We start from the raw sequence: 18,093 nt of genomic DNA on the forward strand, positions 1-18,093 counted from the left end.
GTCCCCCTCCCCGACTTCGGCGCCGCCTGACGAGCGCCCGGCACCCCTGGTCAGAGGGCGGGGCGGCGGATTACCGTCCGTCCATGGCAGCTCCTTCCGACCTCGCTTTCGACCCGTGGGACGTTCGCCGCCGACCCCTACCCCGCCTACGCCTGGCTCCGCGAGCACGCCCCCGTGCACAGGACGAAACTGCCCAGCGGGGTGGACGCCTGGCTGGTCACCCGGTACGCCGACGCCCGGCAGACCCTCGCCGACACCCGCCTGTCCAAGAACCCCGCGCACCACGACGAGCCCGCCCACGCCAAGGGCAGGACCGGCATCCCCGGCGAGCGGCAGGCCGACCTGATGACGCACCTGCTGAACATCGACCCGCCGGACCACACCCGCCTGCGCCGCCTGGTCAGCAAGGCGTTCACCCCCCGCCGGGTGGCCGAGTTCGCGCCCCGCGTCCAGGAGCTCACCGACGACCTCATCGAACGATTCGCTGCCACCGGCACCGCCGATCTCATTCACGACTTCGCCTTCCCCCTCCCCATCTACGCCATCTGCGACCTGCTCGGCGTCCCCCGCGAGGACCAGGACGACTTCCGGGACTGGGCGGGCATGATGATCCGTCACGGCGGCGGCCCCCGCGGAGGGGTGGCCCGGTCGGTGAAGAAGATGCGCGGGTATCTCGCGGAGCTGATCCACCGCAAGCGGATGGAGCTGCCCGCCGAGCCCGTCCCCGGCGAGGACCTCATCTCGGGTTTGATCCGCGCCTCCGACCACGGCGCGCACCTCACGGAGAACGAGGCCGCCGCGATGGCGTTCATCCTTCTCTTCGCCGGCTTCGAGACCACCGTCAACCTCATCGGCAACGGCACCTACGCCCTGCTCACCCACCCGGAGCAGCGCCGGCGGCTGCAACGGGCGCTGGCCGAGGGCGACCGCGCCCTGCTGGAGACGGGGGTGGAGGAACTGCTGCGCTACGACGGCCCGGTGGAGCTGGCGACCTGGCGGTTCGCCACCGAGCCGGTCGTCATCGGCGGGCAGCGGATCGAGGCCGGCGACCCGGTGCTCGTCGTGCTCGCCGCCGCCGACCGGGACCCGGAGCGGTTCGCCGGCCCGGACACGCTGGACCTCGGCCGCCGCGACAACCAGCACCTGGGGTACGGGCACGGCATCCACTACTGCCTGGGCGCCCCGCTCGCGCGCCTGGAGGGACAGACCGCGCTCGCCACGCTCCTGACGCGCCTTCCGGATCTGCGGCTGGCCGTCGACCCGGCCGAACTGCGCTGGCGCGGCGGCCTCATCATGCGCGGACTCCGCACGCTTCCGGTGAAATTCTCCCCTCCGCGTTCAGGACGGACCTGACCTTCCTGTCCGTGCCCGGGGGTCGGCGCACGGAAACCTGAGGCGTGTTCAACTCTGTGATCTCCATGTGATCTGCACGGCATGAACTTGTGACAAGTGATCGTCTGCCTATACGTTCACCCATCAAGTACGGCGCGCCGCACACTTCTGCTCGCCCGTGCCGGTTCTTGTCGCCGAGTGAAAGGCTTCCGCATGCTCTCCGGGAACGGCCGACACCGTCGCCCTCGTCAGGCTCCGGCTCTGCTCGTCGCCGCAGGCGTGACCGGCTCCGCGATCGCGATCCCCCTCCTCGGGGCGGGCGCCGCCAACGCGGCGGACGGTGACACCTGGGACCGGGTCGCGGAGTGCGAGAGCGGCGGCTCCTGGAGCCAGAACACCGGCAACGGCTACTACGGCGGCCTGCAGTTGACCCAGGACGACTGGGAGAACTACGGCGGCACGGAGTTCGCGCCCAGCGCCGACGAGGCCAGCCGCAACCAGCAGATCACCGTGGCCGAGAGAATTCTCGCCGACCAGGGCGTCGGCAAGTGGCGCGCCTGCGGCCTGCTCACGGGTCTGAACCAGGACACCGCGTCCCCGAACGTCGACCCGGGCGTGCCGACCGCCGACGCGACGCAGGGCGACTCCCGCACGGACGACGCGGGCACCTCGTCCGGTTCGCCGGAATCCGGTGATTCGTCCGCTTCCCCCTCTCCGTCGGCGACGTCCGGTTCGTCCGACGAGAAGGAGAGCGGCACGGACGCCGGCGCCTCCCCGTCCGCGTCCGCCACCCCGGAAGGCGACGAGTCGGACAAGTCGGGGCAGAGCACCGGTTCTTCGGACGTCACCGAGTCCGAGGACACCGGCTCGGGCCGCCATCGCGGTTCCAGCGCCCAGGAGGACGAGAGCGCAGGCGCCGAGACCCCGTCGTCCGGCCGGCACGCCTCGCGCTCCACGGACACGCCTGCGGGCATCTCCGACGACCGCTACACCGTGCAGACCGGCGACAGTCTGACCTCCATCGCCGACTCCCTTGCCCTCACCGGCGGATGGACCGCCCTCTATGTCGAGAATCAGCAGGTCATCGGCGACGACCCGAACCTGATCCTGCCCGGCGAGCGTCTCCTGGTGGACGTCGGGAGCGACGGAGAAACCGGCGAATGAGGGGCAGGAGGCCGCGCCCGAAGGGCCCCCGGAGCCGCGTCAGTTGACGGAGCGATACGGGCTGAATGTCCGCAATAAAGACTGTGAGAGATAGGTCTCAGAAGCCCTGATCGTCTTTGTCTTTCCGTGGGACGCGTGCTTACGGTCGTGACCGCTCGCCACCGCGGGCCCCGGCTGCCGCCACGCCGAATCCTGCCAGTGGCAGCACGGGAACAGTCGTCGCGTCATGCGCCGTAGGCAGGAGCGGGGGACCCAGGTAAGCGCCGGACCCGGACGGTTCACGTCCGGTACGGCTTGGGGTGAAGCCGCGTCCCGGGAGGGACGTGGCCGGGCAACTCAACCGGCCCGAACCCGACAGCTCACCTCGCAGGCGTCGGTGAGGGGATCCATCCATGCTGTTTTCCGGCAAGGGCAAGCACCGTCGTCCGTCCAAGGCCACTCGCGCCATCGCCATCGCCGGTGTGACCGGCGCCGCCGTCGCCGGCCCGCTCATGGCGTCCGGCACCGCCTCCGCCGCCACCGCGTCCGAGTGGGACGCCGTCGCCCAGTGCGAGTCCGGCGGCAACTGGTCCATCAACACCGGCAACGGCTACTACGGCGGTCTGCAGTTCTCCGCCTCCACGTGGGCCGCGTACGGCGGCACCCAGTACGCCGCCACCGCCGACCAGGCCTCCAAGGCCCAGCAGATCGAGATCGCCGAGAAGGTCCTCGCGGGCCAGGGCAAGGGCGCCTGGCCGGTCTGCGGCACCGGCCTGTCCAACGCCTCCTACGACGGCGGCTCCGCCGAGGGCTCCGCGCAGGAGTCCGGCTCCACCGAGTCGCGTGAGAGCGAGCAGAAGGCCTCCCGCTCCGCCGAGCGCCCGGCCGCCCCGGCCGAGCAGAAGGCCGACACGGCCGAGAAGAAGACCGTCACCACCCCGACCGGCAAGAAGGTCGAGAAGGGCGACGGCGAGTACAAGGTCGTCAAGGGCGACACCCTCAGCTCGATCGCCGCGGAGCACGACGTCAAGGGCGGCTGGGCGAAGCTGTTCGACCTGAACGACGACATCGTCGACGACGCCGACCTGATCTACCCGGGCCAGCAGCTGCACCTGAAGTAAGGGCAGCCCGCCAGGTCCCTCCCCGTCCCCACGGGCTCCCCGCCCCGGTGCGTTTCTTCCCCCGTACGCACCGGGGCGGGGGCATGTCCGGACGCATTCAGGTCACGGTTTCCCGAACAGGCTTTGTTCCGTTCGGAAACAATCTACGCTCTGTTCTGTCCATGAGGCGGGCGGCGAGATGGCCGATCGCCCGGAGCCGGTTAGGCTCGGACCCGCAGGGCCCCCGCGGCCCCGCTCACCCGCGTCACATCCCAAGAAGGAGATGCTCGTGCCGTCCATCGACGTCGTCGTAGCCCGGGAAATCCTGGACTCCCGAGGCAACCCCACGGTCGAGGTCGAGGTCGGCCTCGACGACGGCAGCACGGGTCGTGCCGCCGTCCCGTCCGGCGCCTCCACCGGCGCCTTCGAGGCCATCGAACTCCGTGACGGCGACGCCGGCCGTTACCTGGGCAAGGGCGTCGAGAAGGCCGTCCTGGCCGTCATCGAGCAGATCGGCCCGGAGCTCGTCGGCTACGACGCCACCGAGCAGCGCCTGATCGACCAGGCGATGTTCGACCTGGACGCCACCGACAACAAGGGCTCGCTCGGCGCCAACGCCATCCTCGGCGTCTCGCTCGCCGTCGCCCACGCCGCCTCCGAGGCCAGCGACCTGCCGCTGTTCCGCTACCTCGGCGGCCCCAACGCGCACCTGCTGCCGGTGCCGATGATGAACATCCTGAACGGCGGCTCGCACGCCGACTCCAACGTGGACATCCAGGAGTTCATGATCGCCCCGATCGGCGCGGAGTCCTTCTCCGAGGCGCTGCGCTGGGGCGCCGAGGTCTACCACACCCTGAAGAAGGTGCTGAAGGGCAAGGGCCTGGCCACCGGCCTGGGCGACGAGGGCGGCTTCGCCCCGAACCTCGGCTCCAACCGCGAGGCCCTCGACCTCATCCTCGAGGCCATCAAGGAAGCCGGCTACACCCCCGGCGAGCAGATCGCCCTCGCGCTCGACGTGGCCGCCTCCGAGTTCTACAAGGACGGCGTCTACACCTTCGAGGGCAAGGAGCGCTCGGCGGCCGAGATGACCGAGTACTACGCGGAGCTCGTCGACGCGTACCCGCTCGTGTCCATCGAGGACCCGCTGTTCGAGGACGACTGGGACGGCTGGAAGACCATCACCGACAAGCTCGGCGACAAGGTCCAGCTCGTCGGCGACGACCTGTTCGTCACCAACCCGGAGCGCCTGGCCCGCGGCATCGAGGAGGGCGCCGCCAACGCCCTGCTGGTCAAGGTCAACCAGATCGGCTCGCTCACCGAGACCCTGGACGCCGTCGAGCTGGCCCAGCGCAACGGCTTCAAGTGCATGATGTCCCACCGCTCCGGCGAGACCGAGGACGTCACCATCGCCGACCTCGCCGTCGCCACCAACTGCGGCCAGATCAAGACCGGCGCCCCGGCCCGCTCCGAGCGCGTCGCCAAGTACAACCAGCTGCTGCGCATCGAGGAGATCCTCGACGACGCCGCGGTGTACGCCGGCCGCAGCGCGTTCCCGCGGTTCCGCTCCGCGGACCAGTAGGCACAGCGCTCCGCGGACCAGTAGGCACAGCGCTCCGCGGACCAGTAGGCACAGCGCTCCGCGGACCAGTAAGCACAGCAAGGGCTGACCCGCCCCGTAAGAGGCGGCGTCGTACGTACGTCCCCGTACCCGGTCCCGTACCGTGTGCGGGGACGTACGCGTGTGAGAGAGCGAACGAGAGGCGGGCACATGGCGGTGAAGGACCGGGACCGTTTCTCCACCGCGACCAGGATCCGGCTGATCGGTGAGCAGACCGCGGCCCGGGTCTACCGCTCGCAGACCAAGCGGCAGGCCCGCCGCTCCCGGCTGACCGGCCGCGCGGCCCTGCTCGCCCTGGTCCTCTGCTCCCTGGTCGTGGCCCTCGCCTACCCGATGCGGCAGTACGTCTCCCAGCGCGCGGAGATCGCCGACCAGCAGAAGGAGCAGGACGAGACCCGCCGGCGGGTGGAGCGGCTGCGCGACCTCAAGGCCCGCTGGCAGGACGACGCGTACGCCGAGCAGGAGATCCGCAGGCGCCTGCACTACGTCATGCCGGGGGAGACCGGCTACATCGTCGTCGACCCGGCCGGCGCCGGCACCGCGCGCGGCGACCTGAGGGCCGCCGACCGCCCCTGGTACGCCAACGTCTGGGACGGCGTCGACAAGGCCGACGCCGCCGCCCAGTGACCCGACGGGAACACCGCAGAAAGACACGTATGGACACCCCTCCGCCCACGACTCCGCGTACCGAGCCCACCGACGCGGACGTCGCGGCCTTCCAGCAGCAGCTCGGCCGTCCCCCGCGCGGGCTGCGCGCCATCGCGCACCGCTGTCCCTGCGGGCAGCCGGACGTCGTGGAGACCGCGCCGCGGCTGCCCGACGGCACGCCCTTCCCGACGCTGTACTACCTGACGTGCCCGCGGGCCAACTCCGCGATCGGCACGCTGGAGGCGAACGGCGTGATGAAGGAGATGACCGAGCGGCTGGCCGCCGACCCGGAGCTGGCGGCCTCCTACCGCGCCGCGCACGAGGACTACGTCCGGCGCCGCGACGAGATCGAGGAGCTGAGGAACTTCCCCAGCGCGGGCGGCATGCCGGACCGGGTGAAGTGCCTGCACGTGCTCGTCGCGCACTCGCTGGCCGCCGGTCCGGGCGTCAATCCGCTCGGCGACGAGGCGCTGGCGATGCTGCCGGAGTGGTGGAGCAAGGGCCCCTGCGTGACGCCCGCGGCCGAGGAGGGCGCCCAGTGACCCGGGTCGCCGCCGTGGACTGCGGCACCAACTCCATCCGCCTGCTGGTGGCCGACGCCGACCCGGCGACGGGCGAACTCACCGATCTGGACCGGCGGATGACGATCGTGCGGCTCGGCCAGGGCGTCGACCGCACCGGCCGGCTGGCGCCCGAGGCGCTGGAGCGCACCTTCGCCGCCTGCCGTGAGTACGCGCAGATCATCGAGAAGCACGGTGCTTCGGAGCACCTGCGGTTCGTCGCCACCTCCGCCTCCCGCGACGCCGAGAACCGCGACGACTTCGTGCGCGGGGTGATGGACATCCTGGGCGTGGAGCCCGAGGTGATCACCGGCGACCAGGAGGCGGAGTTCTCCTTCACCGGCGCCACCAAGGAGCTGACCGGCCGCGCCGACCTGCACCGGCCGTTCCTGGTGGTCGACATCGGCGGCGGCTCCACCGAGTTCGTCGTCGGCGACGACCACGTGCGCGCCGCCCGCTCCGTGGACGTCGGCTGCGTCCGGATGACCGAGCGCCACCTGGTGCGGGGCGGGGCCGTGACGGACCCGCCCACGGAGGAGCAGATCGCGGCGATGCGCGCCGACATCGAGGCCGCCCTGGACCGGGCGGAGGAGACGGTGCCGCTGCGCGAGGCGCGGACGCTGGTGGGGCTGGCGGGCTCCGTCACCACCGTGTCGGCGATCGCCCAGGACCTGCCCGAGTACGACTCGGCGGCCATCCACCACTCCCGCGTCTCCCGGGAGCGGGTCCGGGAGATCACCGAGTGGCTGCTGCGCTCCACCCACGCGGAGCGGGCGGCGGTGCGCTCGATGCACCCGGGCCGGGTCGACGTGATCGGCGCGGGCGCCCTGGTACTGCTGGCGATCATGGAGCGGACGGGCGCGGAGGAGGTCGTGGTCTCCGAGCACGACATCCTCGACGGGATCGCCTGGTCCGTGGCCCAGGACTCCTCCGCTGCCGACCGGTAGCACTCCGCTGAGCAGCCGGAACGGCGTTTGAGCGGGGTCCGGGGGGCCTGCGGGCCCCCCGGGGCGGGCCTCCTCCGGAAAGTTCGTGAAGTTCTTCACAAGGAATTGGCCCCGGGAGGGCGAAAGAGGAGGGCCGATTGACCCGTTCGGGCGCTCAACACCCCTTTGAACACGTTCAGAAGAGGGATGCGGGGGGTCCGCGCGCATCGGCCGCACCGGCCCGCCGACCGGCCTCACGGCCCGTCCGACGCGACAGAGAGGCAGCTCACGCGGCATTGACAACGCGTCAAGGGGTTCCCCGGTTCCCGGTCCGCACTGTGATCTGGATCAAGAAGCGCGGGAGTGTAGCACAGGGCCTGCCAGAGCTTGTGAAGGGGCGCACGAGGTACCCCCCTCAGGCGGGTGGATACTCGATGGCATGAGCACCACGGAGCGTCCCAGGATCCTCGTAGTAGGCGGTGGGTACGTAGGCCTGTACGCAGCTCGGCGCATCCAGAAGAAGATGCGTTACGGCGAGGCGACCGTCACCGTCGTCGACCCGCGGTCGTACATGACCTACCAGCCCTTCCTCCCCGAAGCCGCCGCCGGCAGCATCTCCCCGCGGCACGTCGTCGTCCCCCTGCGGCGCGTGCTTCCCAAGGCGGAGGTCCTCACCGGCCGGGTCACGACCATCGACCAGGACCGCAAGGTCGCCACGATCGCCCCGCTGGTCGGCGAGGCGTACGAGCTGCCCTTCGACTACCTGGTGATCGCGCTCGGCGCGGTCTCCCGCACCTTCCCGATCCCCGGCCTCGCCGAGCAGGGCATCGGCATGAAGGGCGTCGAGGAGGCCATCGGCCTGCGCAACCACGTCCTCGAGCAGCTCGACAAGGCCGACTCCACCACGGACGAGGAGATCCGGCGCAAGGCACTCACCTTCGTCTTCGTGGGCGGCGGCTTCGCCGGCGCGGAGACCATCGGCGAGGTCGAGGACATGGCCCGGGACGCGGCCAAGTACTACAAGACGGTGTCCCGCGAGGACATGCGCTTCATCCTCGTCGACGCCGCCGACAAGATCCTCCCCGAGGTCGGCCCCAAGCTCGGCGCGTACGGCAAGGAGCACCTCGAGAGCCGCGGCGTCGAGGTCTACCTGTCCACCTCCATGGACTCCTGCGTCGACGGTCACGTGGTGCTGAAGAACGGCCTCGAGGTCGACGCCGGCACCATCGTGTGGACCGCGGGCGTCAAGCCCAACCCGGCGCTGGCCCGCTTCGGCCTGCCGCTCGGTCCCCGCGGCCACGTCGACACCGAGCCGACGCTCCAGGTCAAGGGCACCGACTACATCTGGGCCGCGGGCGACAACGCCCAGGTGCCGGACCTCGTGGGCCGCAAGGGCGGCAACGAGAACGCCTGGTGCCCGCCGAACGCCCAGCACGCGCTGCGCCAGGCCAAGGTCCTCGGCGACAACGTGATCTCCGGCATGCGGGGCTTCCCGCAGAAGGAGTACAGCCACGCCAACAAGGGCGCGGTCGCGGGCCTCGGCCTGCACAAGGGCGTCGCGATGATCGTGATGGGCAAGTTCAAGATCAAGCTGAAGGGCCGGCTGGCCTGGTACATGCACCGTGGATACCACGGCATGGCCATGCCGACCTGGAACCGCAAGATCCGCGTCTTCGCCGACTGGACCCTCGGCATGTTCCTCAAGCGCGAGGTCGTGTCGCTCGGCGCGATCGAGTCCCCGCGCGAGGAGTTCTACGAGGCCGCCAAGCCGGCCCCGGCGCCCGCCGCCGCGCAGGAGCCGAAGAAGACCGAGGCCAAGGCCTCCTGACCCGGGGTCACGCCCCAGGCCGTCCGTAGGTCACCCCCGAAGGGGCCGCCCGCCATCCGTGGTGCGGGCGGCCCCTTCGGCGTGCTCCGGGGGAGACTCCCGGCGGGTGGCATTCCGTTTTTGCCCGAAGATGACGCGCGCCGGGGACTGCCACGGCCGCGCGCAGGTGTTTACGTGGTGTCGACATTCCGGGATCCGGTCACGGAGGTGCACACCATGGCAGACGCCGCCTCGCGGCTGAAAGGCATCCTCGAGCAGTTGCTCGGCTCACCCCTCCCCGTGCGTATCCGCGCCTGGGACGGCTCGGAAGCCGGCCCTCCGCAGACCCCAGTCCTCGTCGTGCGCAGCCGCCGTGCCCTGCGCCGCCTGCTGTTCAAGCCCGGCGAACTGGGCCTGGCCCGCGCCTGGGTGGCCGGCGACCTGACGGTCGAGGGCGACCTCTACACCGCGCTCGACCTGCTCGCCGGGCTCATCTGGGAGCGGGACGAGGACGCCCGTACCCTCGGCCAGGCCCTGCGCGACCCGCGGTTCCGGTCCGCGGTGCGCCGGCTGTTCGCCATGGCGGGCCCGCCCCTGCCGCCCGCCCCGCCGCGCGAGGAGGTCCGCAGACCCCGCCGCGGACTGCACACCAAGCGCAGCGACAAGCGCGCCATCAGCCACCACTACGACGTCGGCAACGACTTCTACGAGATCGTCCTCGGCCCGTCCATGGTGTACTCCTGCGCCTACTGGCCCGCCCCGCCCCCCGGGGCCACCCTCGAACAGGCCCAGCACGACAAGCTCGAACTGGTCGCCCGCAAGCTCGCCCTGCGGCCCGGGCAGCGGCTCCTGGACGTCGGCTGCGGCTGGGGCTCCATGGCGATCCACGCGGCCCGCGAGCACGGGGTGAGCGTCGTCGGGATCACCCTCTCGCAGGAACAGGCCGCCTACGCCCGCAAGCGGATCGCGGAGGAGGGGCTCACCGACCGCGTCGAGATCCGCGTCCAGGACTACCGGGACGTCGCGGACGGCCCCTACGACGCGATCTCCTCCATCGGCATGGCCGAACACGTCGGCTCCGAGCGGTACCTGGAGTACGCCACCACCCTGCACCGGCTCCTCAGGCCCGGCGGCCGGCTGCTCAACCACCAGATCGCCCGCCGCCCGCAGCGCGACGAGTCCGCGTACCAGGTCGACGACTTCATCGACGCCTACGTCTTCCCCGACGGCGAACTCGCCCCGCTCGGCACCACCGTCTCCCTGCTGGAGCGCGCCGGGTTCGAGGTCCGCGACGTGGAGTCCCTCCGCGAGCACTACGCCCTCACCCTGCGCCGCTGGGTGGCGAACCTGGAGTCCGCGTGGGCCCGCGCGGCCACGCTCGCCGGCCCCGGACGGACCCGCGTCTGGCAGCTCTACATGGCCGCGTCCGCGCTCGCCTTCGAACACAACCGCATCGGCGTCAACCAGGTCGTCGCCGTGCGCACGCCCGACCGGGGCGCCTCCGGGATGCCGCTGCGGTCCCGGGTGTGGGGCGAGCCCGGCTCCGCCTGACCCGCACCGACGCGAAGGGCCGGGCTCCCGTGCGGGAGGCCCGGCCCTCGGTGCGTCGTGACGCGGTCACTCCGCCTTGATCGCGGTCAGCATGTTCAGCCGGGCGGCGTTGCGGGCCGGCCACAGGGCGGCCAGGACGCCGACCAGACCGGCCAGCACCACGAAGATCCCGATCCGGTCCCAGGGCAGGACCAGCGCGTACCCGGGGATCTCCTCGGCGACGGTCTCGCCGACCGCCCAGCCGAGGAACGTGCCGAGACCGATGCCGACCACCGCGCCGAACACCGAGATGACGACGGCCTCCAGCCGCACCATCCGCTTCACCCGGCGCCGGTCCAGGCCGATCGCCCGCAGCATCCCGATCTCCTGCTGCCGTTCGAAGACGGACATCGCGAGCGTGTTGACGACGCCGAGCACCGCGATGATCAGGGCCATCGCCAGCAGCCCGTACATGACGTTCAGCAGGGTGTTGATGGCGCCGCCGAACTCGTCGCGGATGTCCTGCCGGTCCATGACGGTGATCGCCGGGTTGTCGCCCAGCGCGTCGACGAGGACCTGCTCGTTCGCCGCGGTCTGACCGCCGTCGGTCTTCACGAAGATCTGCCGGATGTACGGCTTGGCCTCGTGCCCGTCCACCACGGCGGTGTCGACGAGGACGGGGGAGAGGAACTCGCTGTCCTTGTAGACGGCGCCGACCGTCAGCGTCGCCTTCTTCTCGTCGGCGAAGGTGAAGGGGATGCGGTCGCCGGGCTTCCAGCCCTTGCTCCTCGCCGTCTTCTCGGCGACCGCGATCTGCCCCTCGGCGAGCGTGCCGGCGTCGCCGCTGACCACGTCGACGTTCAGGACCCGCTCGATGTCGCCCGGGGTGACCCCGGAGGCGGAGACGTAGTCGTCACCGGTCTGGAGGTAGACGTCCTGCTGCGGCGAGACCGCCGAGACGCCCTCGGCCTTCTCCAGCGCGGTCAGCGCGGACCGGTCGAGGTCGCCGCCGTTGGCCATCGAGACCATGTAGTCGGCCTTGATGTTGTCCGTGGTCATCTTGTCGATCGCGGTGCCGACCGTGACGCCGAGCACCGACAGACCGGTCACCAGCGTCAGCCCGATCGCCAGCGCGGAGGCGGTGGCGCCGGTGCGGCGCGGGTTGCGGACCGCGTTCTGGCCGGCCAGCTTGCCGGCCACGCCGAAGGGGCCGACGAGCAGCGGACGGACGAGCGCGATCACGGGCCGGGACAGCAGCGGGATCAGGATGATCACGCCGACCAGGGCGAGGAACGCGCCCGCGCCGATGTACATCCGGCCCTCGTCGCCGCCGGACGAGGCGCCCGCCACGATCCCCGCCGCGCCGAGGGCGGTGACCGCCGCGCCGACGGAGTTGCGCAGCACCAGCGACTTGGTGGTGGCCACCGCGTGGAGGCTGTTCATCGCCGCCACCGGCGGGATCTTCGCGGCCCGGCGGCCGGGCAGCCAGGCGGCGAACACCGTGATCAGCACGCCCACCGCGAACGCCGCGACCACCGGGGTGGCGGACAGCACCAGCGGGCCGTCCGGCATCTTCATGTCGAACGCGGCCATGCCGGAGCGCAGCCCGACGGCCAGACCGACGCCGAGGGCGAAGCCGACGGCCGAGGCCACCAGACCCACCACCGCGGCCTCGGCGAGCACCGAGCGGGTGATCTGCCGGCGGGACGCGCCGACCGCGCGCATCAGGGCGACCTCCTTGGTGCGCTGCGCGACCAGCATCGTGAAGGTGTTGGAGATCAGGAAGACGCCCACGAAGAGCGCGATGCCCGCGAAGCCGAGCAGGACCTGCTTGAGGTTGCCCATGCCCTGTTCGATCTGGTCGGCCTGCTCGTCCGCGAGCGCCGTGCCGGTCTGCGCCTCCGCGGAGTCCGGCAGCAGCGGCTCGACCGCGGCGAGGATCTTCGCGTCGTCCGCCCCGGGGGCCGCGACGACGGTGGCGTCCTCGAAGTAGCCCTGCCGGAGGTACTGCTTCTGGGCGACGGCGGTGTCGAAGAGGACGAGGCTGCCGCCGGCGTTGACGGCGCCGTCCTCGGTGGTGAACACACCGCTGAGGGTGTACTCCTTCACCGGGCCGTTGGTGGCGACGCGCACCCGGTCGCCGACCTCGTACTCGCCCTTGGCCGCGGACTCCTCGTCCAGGGCGATCTGGCCGTCCCGCACCGGGCCGGAGCCCTCGGTGAACGTGTACGCGGGGTCCTTGCCGTCCTCGCCGGGCGCGAAGTTGGAGCCCTTGTTGGACCAGCCGACGCCGATCAGCTTGCCGTCGGGGTCGGCGACCCCGGCGAAGCCCTCGACGCGGCCGTACACCCCGGCGACGCCGTCCACGGCGGCGATCCGGCCGAGGTCCCCGGCGGACAGGCCGGGCGCCTCCTCGGGGTTGTCCGGGTCGGCGTACGAGGTGACGGCGACGGCGACGTCGTCGTAGCTCTTCGCCGACTGGTTGCGGAAGGCGTTGGAGAGGGTGTCCGCGAAGACCAGGGTGCCCGACACGAACGCCACGCCGAGCATCACGGCGAGCACGGTCATCAACAGCCTGGCCTTGTGCGCGAAGACGTTGCGCAAGGCGGTACGGAACATGGGTCTTCTCTGTCCAGACGGTACGGGGGAGGGGCGAGCGGGCGGCGGGGGCGGCTTCAGCCGGTGCGGCCCTCGGAGGGACGGGTCAGCTGGTGCGGCCCTTGGCGTCGAACCGCTTCATGCGGTCCAGCACCGAGTCGGCCGTCGGCCCGTACAGCTCGTCGACGATCCGGCCGTCGGCGAGGAAGACCACCCGGTCCGCATAGGCGGCGGCCACCGGGTCGTGGGTCACCATGACCACCGTCTGGCCCAGCTCGCGCACGGAGTTGCGCAGGAAGCCGAGCACCTCGGCGCCGGAGCGGGAGTCGAGGTTGCCGGTCGGCTCGTCGCCGAAGACGATCTCGGGCCGGGACGCCAGCGCCCGCGCCACCGCGACCCGCTGCTGCTGGCCGCCGGAGAGCTGGGCCGGCCGGTGACCCAGCCGGTCGGCCAGGCCGACCATCCGGATCACGGTGTCCAGCCACTCCTTGTCGGGCTTGCGGCCCGCGATGTCCATGGGAAGCGTGATGTTCTCCAGGGCGTTCAGCGTCGGCAGCAGGTTGAACGCCTGGAAGATGAAGCCGATCTTGTCCCGGCGCAGCCGCGTGAGCTGCTTGTCCTTCAGCGCGCCCAGCTCGGTGTCGCCGATGCGCACGGAGCCGGAGGAGAAGGTGTCGAGCCCGGCGACGCAGTGCATCAGCGTGGACTTGCCGGACCCGGACGGGCCCATGATCGCGGTGAACTCGGCCTGCCGGAAGCCGACGGAGACCCGGTCCAGGGCGACCACCCGGGTCTCGCCCTGACCGTAGATCTTTGACAGCTCCGTGGCGCGCGCGGCCACGGCGGTGGTCCGGTCGGCAAGGGGGGCGGTGGTCACGGATGGGCTCCTGTCGGGACGGGGTGTTTCGAGGACGTCACCATCGTTGCGTGGCTTTGCCGCCGCGTAGTCAGCCGCAGCTCCGGTTCCTGGGGGCGACTCGGGAGGGAGCGCAGGGCGCCGGGTCATACCTGGGGATGACGGGGGACCCCTACCCGGGGCGGTCCGGGGAACGGGTGGGGCGCCCTGTTCGGACGGTGAAATTCCGTCATTCCGCGTGCACGCGCCCTTGTCGCACGCAAGGCTGGTGGCGGGTGCTGACGGTGCGTTCCGATGTCTGATGGTCCCTCAGGCGCCAATAAAATAAGACAAGATCGGCCCATCCTGCCGCTGGCGGGGGGAGCGTCACCGATAGGCTCGGAACCGCGAAGCGGAGCCCATGGCCTGCCCGGATGGTGGAATGCAGACACGGCGAGCTTAAACCTCGCTGCCCCTGAGCGGGCGTGCCGGTTCGAGTCCGGCTCCGGGCACCATCACGTACGCGGCCCGGCCTTCCGGAGGGCCCGCACACCCGTCCGAAGGGCCGCGCCGTCCGGCACGCGGGCCGTGAGACGCTCCGCCAGGGCCACGGCAGGCGCACGCCGCGCGCGGCCCCGGCGGCCGGACTCGTCAGATCGTCACACCCACGGACTCCTTCGAGCTGAGGTACCGCACGCGGGTCTGATCCGTGTGCGGAAGGAGCAGGGCGCGCAGTTCCTCCGCCGCGGTCTCGAGGAGATGGCGGTCGCGGGCGGCCTGGACGGTCTCGAGGATGAAGACGACGCGGGCGGAGTCCTCGGTGACGCGGGTGCGGTGGGCGTCACGGTGGTTCCAGTGCCGGGTCAGGACACCGCCGGCGTCGGCATAGATGATCTCGCCCGGCTTCGGGTTCTCCACGGTGTCGGGCTCACCGAGCGGGACGAACTCCTCGGTGCCGTCGGCGTGGCGGATGTCGACGTCGCCGGTGACGTGGTCCAGGTCGAAGGCGCCGGCGGGCAGGCCGTGGCGGACGGAGACGGCGTTGTAGGAGTCGACGGCCGGGTTGATGCGCGGCAGGGTGCCCTTCTTGGCCATGCGGCGGCCGAGCGCGTCGACGCTGGGGCGGATGCGCCGGGGGTTGGTGCCGAAGGCGCGGTAGGCGGTGTGCCACGCCTCGATCCGGGGGTCGGTCTCGTCGGCGGGTCGCCAGGTACCGGCTTCGAGCCGCTGTTCCAGGTCCGTCAAAGCGGCGGTGGTGCCGGGCCAGGGATCGCGCCCGCGCAGCCCGGCGGAGGTGACCAGGGCGACGAGGGCGTCGGGGAAGGCGTCGGTGACCGCGGGGCTGATGCGGAAGGTGGTCATGGGCGGGGCTCCGTTCCCGTGGTGTGAGGGGTCAGGCGTTGCGGGGGCCGGTACGGCCCCGGCGGCGGTGCGGTGTCCGACAGGATTGTGGGGGCCGTCCGCGGACCCGGCCCCGCGATTCGGCCACGTACGGCTGCGGACCGGTGACGAGGTGAACGGATGATCTCCGCCGTGTCCCGGGCAGGTACCGGCTCGGTACCGGTCCGTCACGCGCGGTGAAGGGAATCACCCGGCCGCGTAGCGTGTTGCCCAGCACAACGAGGGAAAGATCCTCCCCAAGCACTAGGGTCATTCCTTTGCCTACCTATTACTCTTGAGCCAAGGCCGCACCGAGTGGCCATGGAGGAGTGAAATGAGGAGCAGCAACCCGGTCTTCTCGCGACGGGGGTTCGGCCGCGACAACGGCTACGCGGGCTTCAACACCGCGCCGCAGGCCGGGGGCCCCGCCGTCGCCACGCAGGCCAACCCGTACGCGCAGCCGACGGGCAATCCGTACGCGCAGAACCCGTACGCGCAGCAGCAGCAGTTCGGCGCGCCGCCGCAGGCGCCGGCCACCACCGGCCGGATGACGATCGACGACGTCGTGATGCGCACGGGCACCACGCTCGGCGTGCTCATCGTCACCGCGGCGCTCTCCTGGGCGCTGCTGCCGGTCGACGACGCCAACATCAGCCGGTCCTACGGCATCGGCATCGGCGCCGCGCTGATCGGCATGGTCCTGGCGCTCGTGCAGTCCTTCAAGCGCAAGCCCACGCCCGCGCTGATCCTGACGTACGCCGCGTTCGAGGGCGTCTTCCTCGGCGTGATCTCCAACATCGTCGACAACCGCATCGCCGACGGCGCGGCCATGCAGGCCGTGATCGGCACCATGGCGGTCTTCGCCGGTGTGCTGGTGGCCTACAAGGCCGGCTGGATCCGCGTCAACCGCCGCTTCTACGGCTTCGTGATGGCGGCCGCGCTCGGCTTCGTCCTGCTGATGGCCGTGAACCTGCTGTTCGCGGTGTTCGGCGGCGGTGACGGCCTCGGCTTCCGCAGCGGCGCGCTCGGCGTCGTCTTCGGCGTCATCGGCATCATCCTCGGCGCCTGCTTCCTCGCCCTGGACTTCAAGCAGGTCGAGGACGGCATCGCCTACGGTGCCCCGCGCGAGGAGGCCTGGCTCGCCGCCTTCGGCCTCACGCTGACGCTGGTGTGGATCTACCTCGAGTTCCTGCGGCTCATCTCGATCCTCAACAGCGACTGACGCCCCGGCGTCCGCCGCACGGCATGGCGAAGGGCCCCGGTTCCCACCGGGGCCCTTCGCCATGTCCACGGGGCCTTGGCGAGGTGCGGCGGCTAGAGCAGCCTGCGCGCCGCCCTCCTCAGGTCGTACTCGTGCACGATCGCCTTGGCGTGGCCGTACGCCAGGTCGTACTCGTGCCTCAGCCAGCTGACCTTCTCCTCGAAGCGGACGAGCGCCGGGCCTTCGTCGACGGTGCGCAGCCAGTCGGAGATCTCACGACCGGTGCAGTGCGGGATGCGGGCGAGCATGTTGCGATGGGTCTCTGCGGAGAAGACTTGGGACATCGGCGCCTCCGGATGCTGGGATACAAGCCGGTCCTTCAGGTCACCGTGCCCGAGCGCCCGTCCGTTGGCAACAGTCCCGCCGCGCCGCGTACGCTCGCCGCGTGGTTGATACGACGCCCTTCACCCGTGCCGTGGATCATTTCGCCGACCGCCTGCGGGCCGCGCCGCAGAGCCGGCTCCAGCGGGGGGCGGCGGCCGAGGCGCTCGCCCTGGCCAGGGAGATGGCGCGGCGCACCCAGCTCGTCGAGGAGCCCGGCACCGAGCCGCGCGAGATGCCGGACGCCGGGATGTTCGCCGCCGCCGACCAGATCACCGTCGCCGGACACGACTACGCCCTCGTGCTCGGAAGCGACGAGGACGTGGCGGAAGCCGCCCGGCTCGTGGAGGAGGCACGCGAGCGCGCGGGCGTGTGACGGCGGCGGGGGCGCCTGCTACGGCGCCTGCAGCGCCTACAGCGAGGCGATGACGCGGTCCGCGAGGATGTAGACGCTGTCCTCGCCGCAGGAGAACGTCAGCGTGTACGCCCCGGAGATGCCGGAGCCGCCCAGCAGGAACGGCGTCTCGCCCGCCCGCAGCGCCTCGGCCAGCCGGTCCGCGGTCTCGCGGTGGCCCGGCGTCATGCACAGTGTGGTGCCGTCGGCGAACACGTACACGTCCAGGGTGCCCAGCGGGCCCGGACGGACGTCGGTCAGCTCGGTGCGCGCGGCCGCCAGCTCCTCCAGCACCTCCACCGTGCGCTCGTGGTCGCTCACCACGGGCGAGGAGTGCGGCACGAAGTCCGGGTGCGAGGGGTGACGGCGGCGGGCCGCGGCCAGCTCGGGGGAGTCGCCGGCGTGCTCCTCGGCGTCGGCGCCGGGCTCGGCGACCGGCTCCAGGCCCGCGAAATCGGCCTGCCGGGGCAGGAACAGCTCGCTGTCGGGCAGACCCAGCAGGGACGGGCCGTCGGCGGCGTCACGGGCCTCCTGGGCGGCCCAGAAGGCCCGCGCCTCGGCCAGCTCGCGCTCCCGCTCCTCGGCGAGCGCCTCCGCGACGGCGGCGCGTATCTCGTCGGGTCCCGCCGAGCGGGCGGGC

General features: G+C 71.5%; 16 protein-coding genes, 1 tRNA gene and 1 riboswitch. Of the genes, 12 read left to right on the top strand and 5 right to left on the bottom strand.

Annotated features, from left to right (window positions below):
- Positions 1-69: 69 nt before the first annotated feature.
- The 9 genes from CCN29_RS25680 to CCN29_RS25720 all read left to right on the top strand — a co-directional run bounded on the left by CCN29_RS25680 (position 70) and on the right by CCN29_RS25720 (position 10,685).
- Complete coding sequence (locus tag CCN29_RS25680; protein ID WP_086684768.1) at positions 70-1,353, top strand: cytochrome P450 family protein; 1,284 nt, start codon at positions 70-72, stop codon at positions 1,351-1,353.
- 192 nt (positions 1,354-1,545) lie between these two features.
- Positions 1,546-2,496: a transglycosylase family protein gene (locus CCN29_RS25685; RefSeq protein ID WP_086684771.1), complete on the top strand. Its 951-nt coding sequence runs from the start codon at positions 1,546-1,548 to the stop codon at positions 2,494-2,496.
- Positions 2,497-2,715: 219 nt separating this feature from the next.
- Positions 2,716-2,884, top strand: a riboswitch (cyclic di-AMP (ydaO/yuaA leader).
- 4 nt (positions 2,885-2,888) lie between these two features.
- A complete protein-coding gene (locus tag CCN29_RS25690; protein WP_031022008.1) occupies positions 2,889-3,596 on the top strand; it encodes a transglycosylase family protein in 708 nt (235 codons plus the stop codon).
- A 268-nt stretch (positions 3,597-3,864) separates the two neighbouring features.
- Complete coding sequence (gene eno, locus CCN29_RS25695; RefSeq protein ID WP_006135880.1) at positions 3,865-5,154, top strand: phosphopyruvate hydratase; 1,290 nt, start codon at positions 3,865-3,867, stop codon at positions 5,152-5,154.
- 189 nt (positions 5,155-5,343) lie between these two features.
- Positions 5,344-5,820, top strand: coding sequence for an FtsB family cell division protein (locus CCN29_RS25700; protein WP_006135881.1), 477 nt, complete (start codon positions 5,344-5,346; stop codon positions 5,818-5,820).
- 29 nt (positions 5,821-5,849) lie between these two features.
- On the top strand, positions 5,850-6,383 hold the full coding sequence (locus tag CCN29_RS25705) for a DUF501 domain-containing protein (protein ID WP_031064010.1): 534 nt from the start codon (positions 5,850-5,852) through the stop codon (positions 6,381-6,383).
- A complete protein-coding gene (locus CCN29_RS25710; protein ID WP_086684773.1) occupies positions 6,380-7,348 on the top strand; it encodes a Ppx/GppA phosphatase family protein in 969 nt (322 codons plus the stop codon). Before CCN29_RS25705 ends, CCN29_RS25710 begins: the two co-directional genes overlap by 4 nt.
- A gap of 418 nt (positions 7,349-7,766) precedes the next feature.
- Entirely contained in the window at positions 7,767-9,155 is a 1,389-nt protein-coding gene (locus CCN29_RS25715; protein WP_051792099.1) for an NAD(P)/FAD-dependent oxidoreductase, read from the top strand.
- Between the two features lie 216 nt (positions 9,156-9,371).
- Positions 9,372-10,685, top strand: coding sequence for a class I SAM-dependent methyltransferase (locus CCN29_RS25720; RefSeq protein ID WP_086684787.1), 1,314 nt, complete (start codon positions 9,372-9,374; stop codon positions 10,683-10,685).
- 66 nt (positions 10,686-10,751) lie between these two features.
- Here CCN29_RS25720 and CCN29_RS25725 read toward each other — a convergent pair whose 3' ends face one another.
- Both CCN29_RS25725 and CCN29_RS25730 read right to left on the bottom strand, forming a co-directional pair.
- A complete protein-coding gene (locus CCN29_RS25725) occupies positions 10,752-13,283 on the bottom strand; it encodes an ABC transporter permease (protein ID WP_031064005.1) in 2,532 nt (843 codons plus the stop codon).
- An 85-nt stretch (positions 13,284-13,368) separates the two neighbouring features.
- Entirely contained in the window at positions 13,369-14,139 is a 771-nt protein-coding gene (locus CCN29_RS25730; protein ID WP_086684776.1) for an ABC transporter ATP-binding protein, read from the bottom strand.
- A gap of 386 nt (positions 14,140-14,525) precedes the next feature.
- Here CCN29_RS25730 and CCN29_RS25740 point away from each other — a divergent pair.
- Positions 14,526-14,612 (top strand) — tRNA-Leu (locus CCN29_RS25740).
- A 136-nt stretch (positions 14,613-14,748) separates the two neighbouring features.
- Here CCN29_RS25740 and CCN29_RS25745 read toward each other — a convergent pair.
- Entirely contained in the window at positions 14,749-15,459 is a 711-nt protein-coding gene (locus CCN29_RS25745; protein ID WP_086684782.1) for a B3/B4 domain-containing protein, read from the bottom strand.
- 352 nt (positions 15,460-15,811) lie between these two features.
- On the opposite strand from CCN29_RS25745, the gene CCN29_RS25750 reads away from it, so the two are divergent.
- Positions 15,812-16,699: a Bax inhibitor-1/YccA family protein gene (locus CCN29_RS25750; protein ID WP_086684784.1), complete on the top strand. Its 888-nt coding sequence runs from the start codon at positions 15,812-15,814 to the stop codon at positions 16,697-16,699.
- A 92-nt stretch (positions 16,700-16,791) separates the two neighbouring features.
- Here CCN29_RS25750 and CCN29_RS25755 read toward each other — a convergent pair whose 3' ends face one another.
- Positions 16,792-17,022 carry a DUF4287 domain-containing protein gene (locus tag CCN29_RS25755; protein ID WP_006135890.1) on the bottom strand — a complete coding sequence of 77 codons (231 nt, stop codon included), beginning with the start codon at positions 17,020-17,022 and terminating at the stop codon, positions 16,792-16,794.
- Positions 17,023-17,123: 101 nt separating this feature from the next.
- Between CCN29_RS25755 and CCN29_RS25760 the strand changes: the two genes are divergently transcribed.
- Complete coding sequence (locus CCN29_RS25760) at positions 17,124-17,435, top strand: hypothetical protein (protein WP_086016223.1); 312 nt, start codon at positions 17,124-17,126, stop codon at positions 17,433-17,435.
- A 36-nt stretch (positions 17,436-17,471) separates the two neighbouring features.
- Here CCN29_RS25760 and CCN29_RS25765 read toward each other — a convergent pair.
- Positions 17,472-18,093: hypothetical protein (locus tag CCN29_RS25765; RefSeq protein WP_086684790.1), on the bottom strand; the 622-nt coding region annotated here is incomplete at its 5' end.

This window comes from Streptomyces pseudogriseolus (assembly GCA_002154585.1).
In the GTDB taxonomy this organism is placed as follows: Bacteria; Actinomycetota; Actinomycetes; order Streptomycetales; family Streptomycetaceae; genus Streptomyces; species Streptomyces pseudogriseolus.

Excerpts from the sequence above, each read along its gene's own strand:
- CCN29_RS25745 (WP_086684782.1), bottom strand. The coding sequence starts at position 15,459 with ATGACCACCTTCCGCATCAGCCCCGCGGTCACCGACGCCTTCCCCGAC.
- CCN29_RS25720 (WP_086684787.1), top strand. The coding sequence starts at position 9,372 with ATGGCAGACGCCGCCTCGCGGCTGAAAGGCATCCTCGAGCAGTTGCTC.
- CCN29_RS25725 (WP_031064005.1), bottom strand. The coding sequence starts at position 13,283 with ATGTTCCGTACCGCCTTGCGCAACGTCTTCGCGCACAAGGCCAGGCTG.
- CCN29_RS25700 (WP_006135881.1), top strand. The coding sequence starts at position 5,344 with ATGGCGGTGAAGGACCGGGACCGTTTCTCCACCGCGACCAGGATCCGG.
- CCN29_RS25685 (WP_086684771.1), top strand. The coding sequence starts at position 1,546 with ATGCTCTCCGGGAACGGCCGACACCGTCGCCCTCGTCAGGCTCCGGCT.
- CCN29_RS25705 (WP_031064010.1), top strand. The coding sequence starts at position 5,850 with ATGGACACCCCTCCGCCCACGACTCCGCGTACCGAGCCCACCGACGCG.
- CCN29_RS25755 (WP_006135890.1), bottom strand. The coding sequence starts at position 17,022 with ATGTCCCAAGTCTTCTCCGCAGAGACCCATCGCAACATGCTCGCCCGC.
- CCN29_RS25750 (WP_086684784.1), top strand. The coding sequence starts at position 15,812 with ATGAGGAGCAGCAACCCGGTCTTCTCGCGACGGGGGTTCGGCCGCGAC.
- CCN29_RS25690 (WP_031022008.1), top strand. The coding sequence starts at position 2,889 with ATGCTGTTTTCCGGCAAGGGCAAGCACCGTCGTCCGTCCAAGGCCACT.
- CCN29_RS25715 (WP_051792099.1), top strand. The coding sequence starts at position 7,767 with ATGAGCACCACGGAGCGTCCCAGGATCCTCGTAGTAGGCGGTGGGTAC.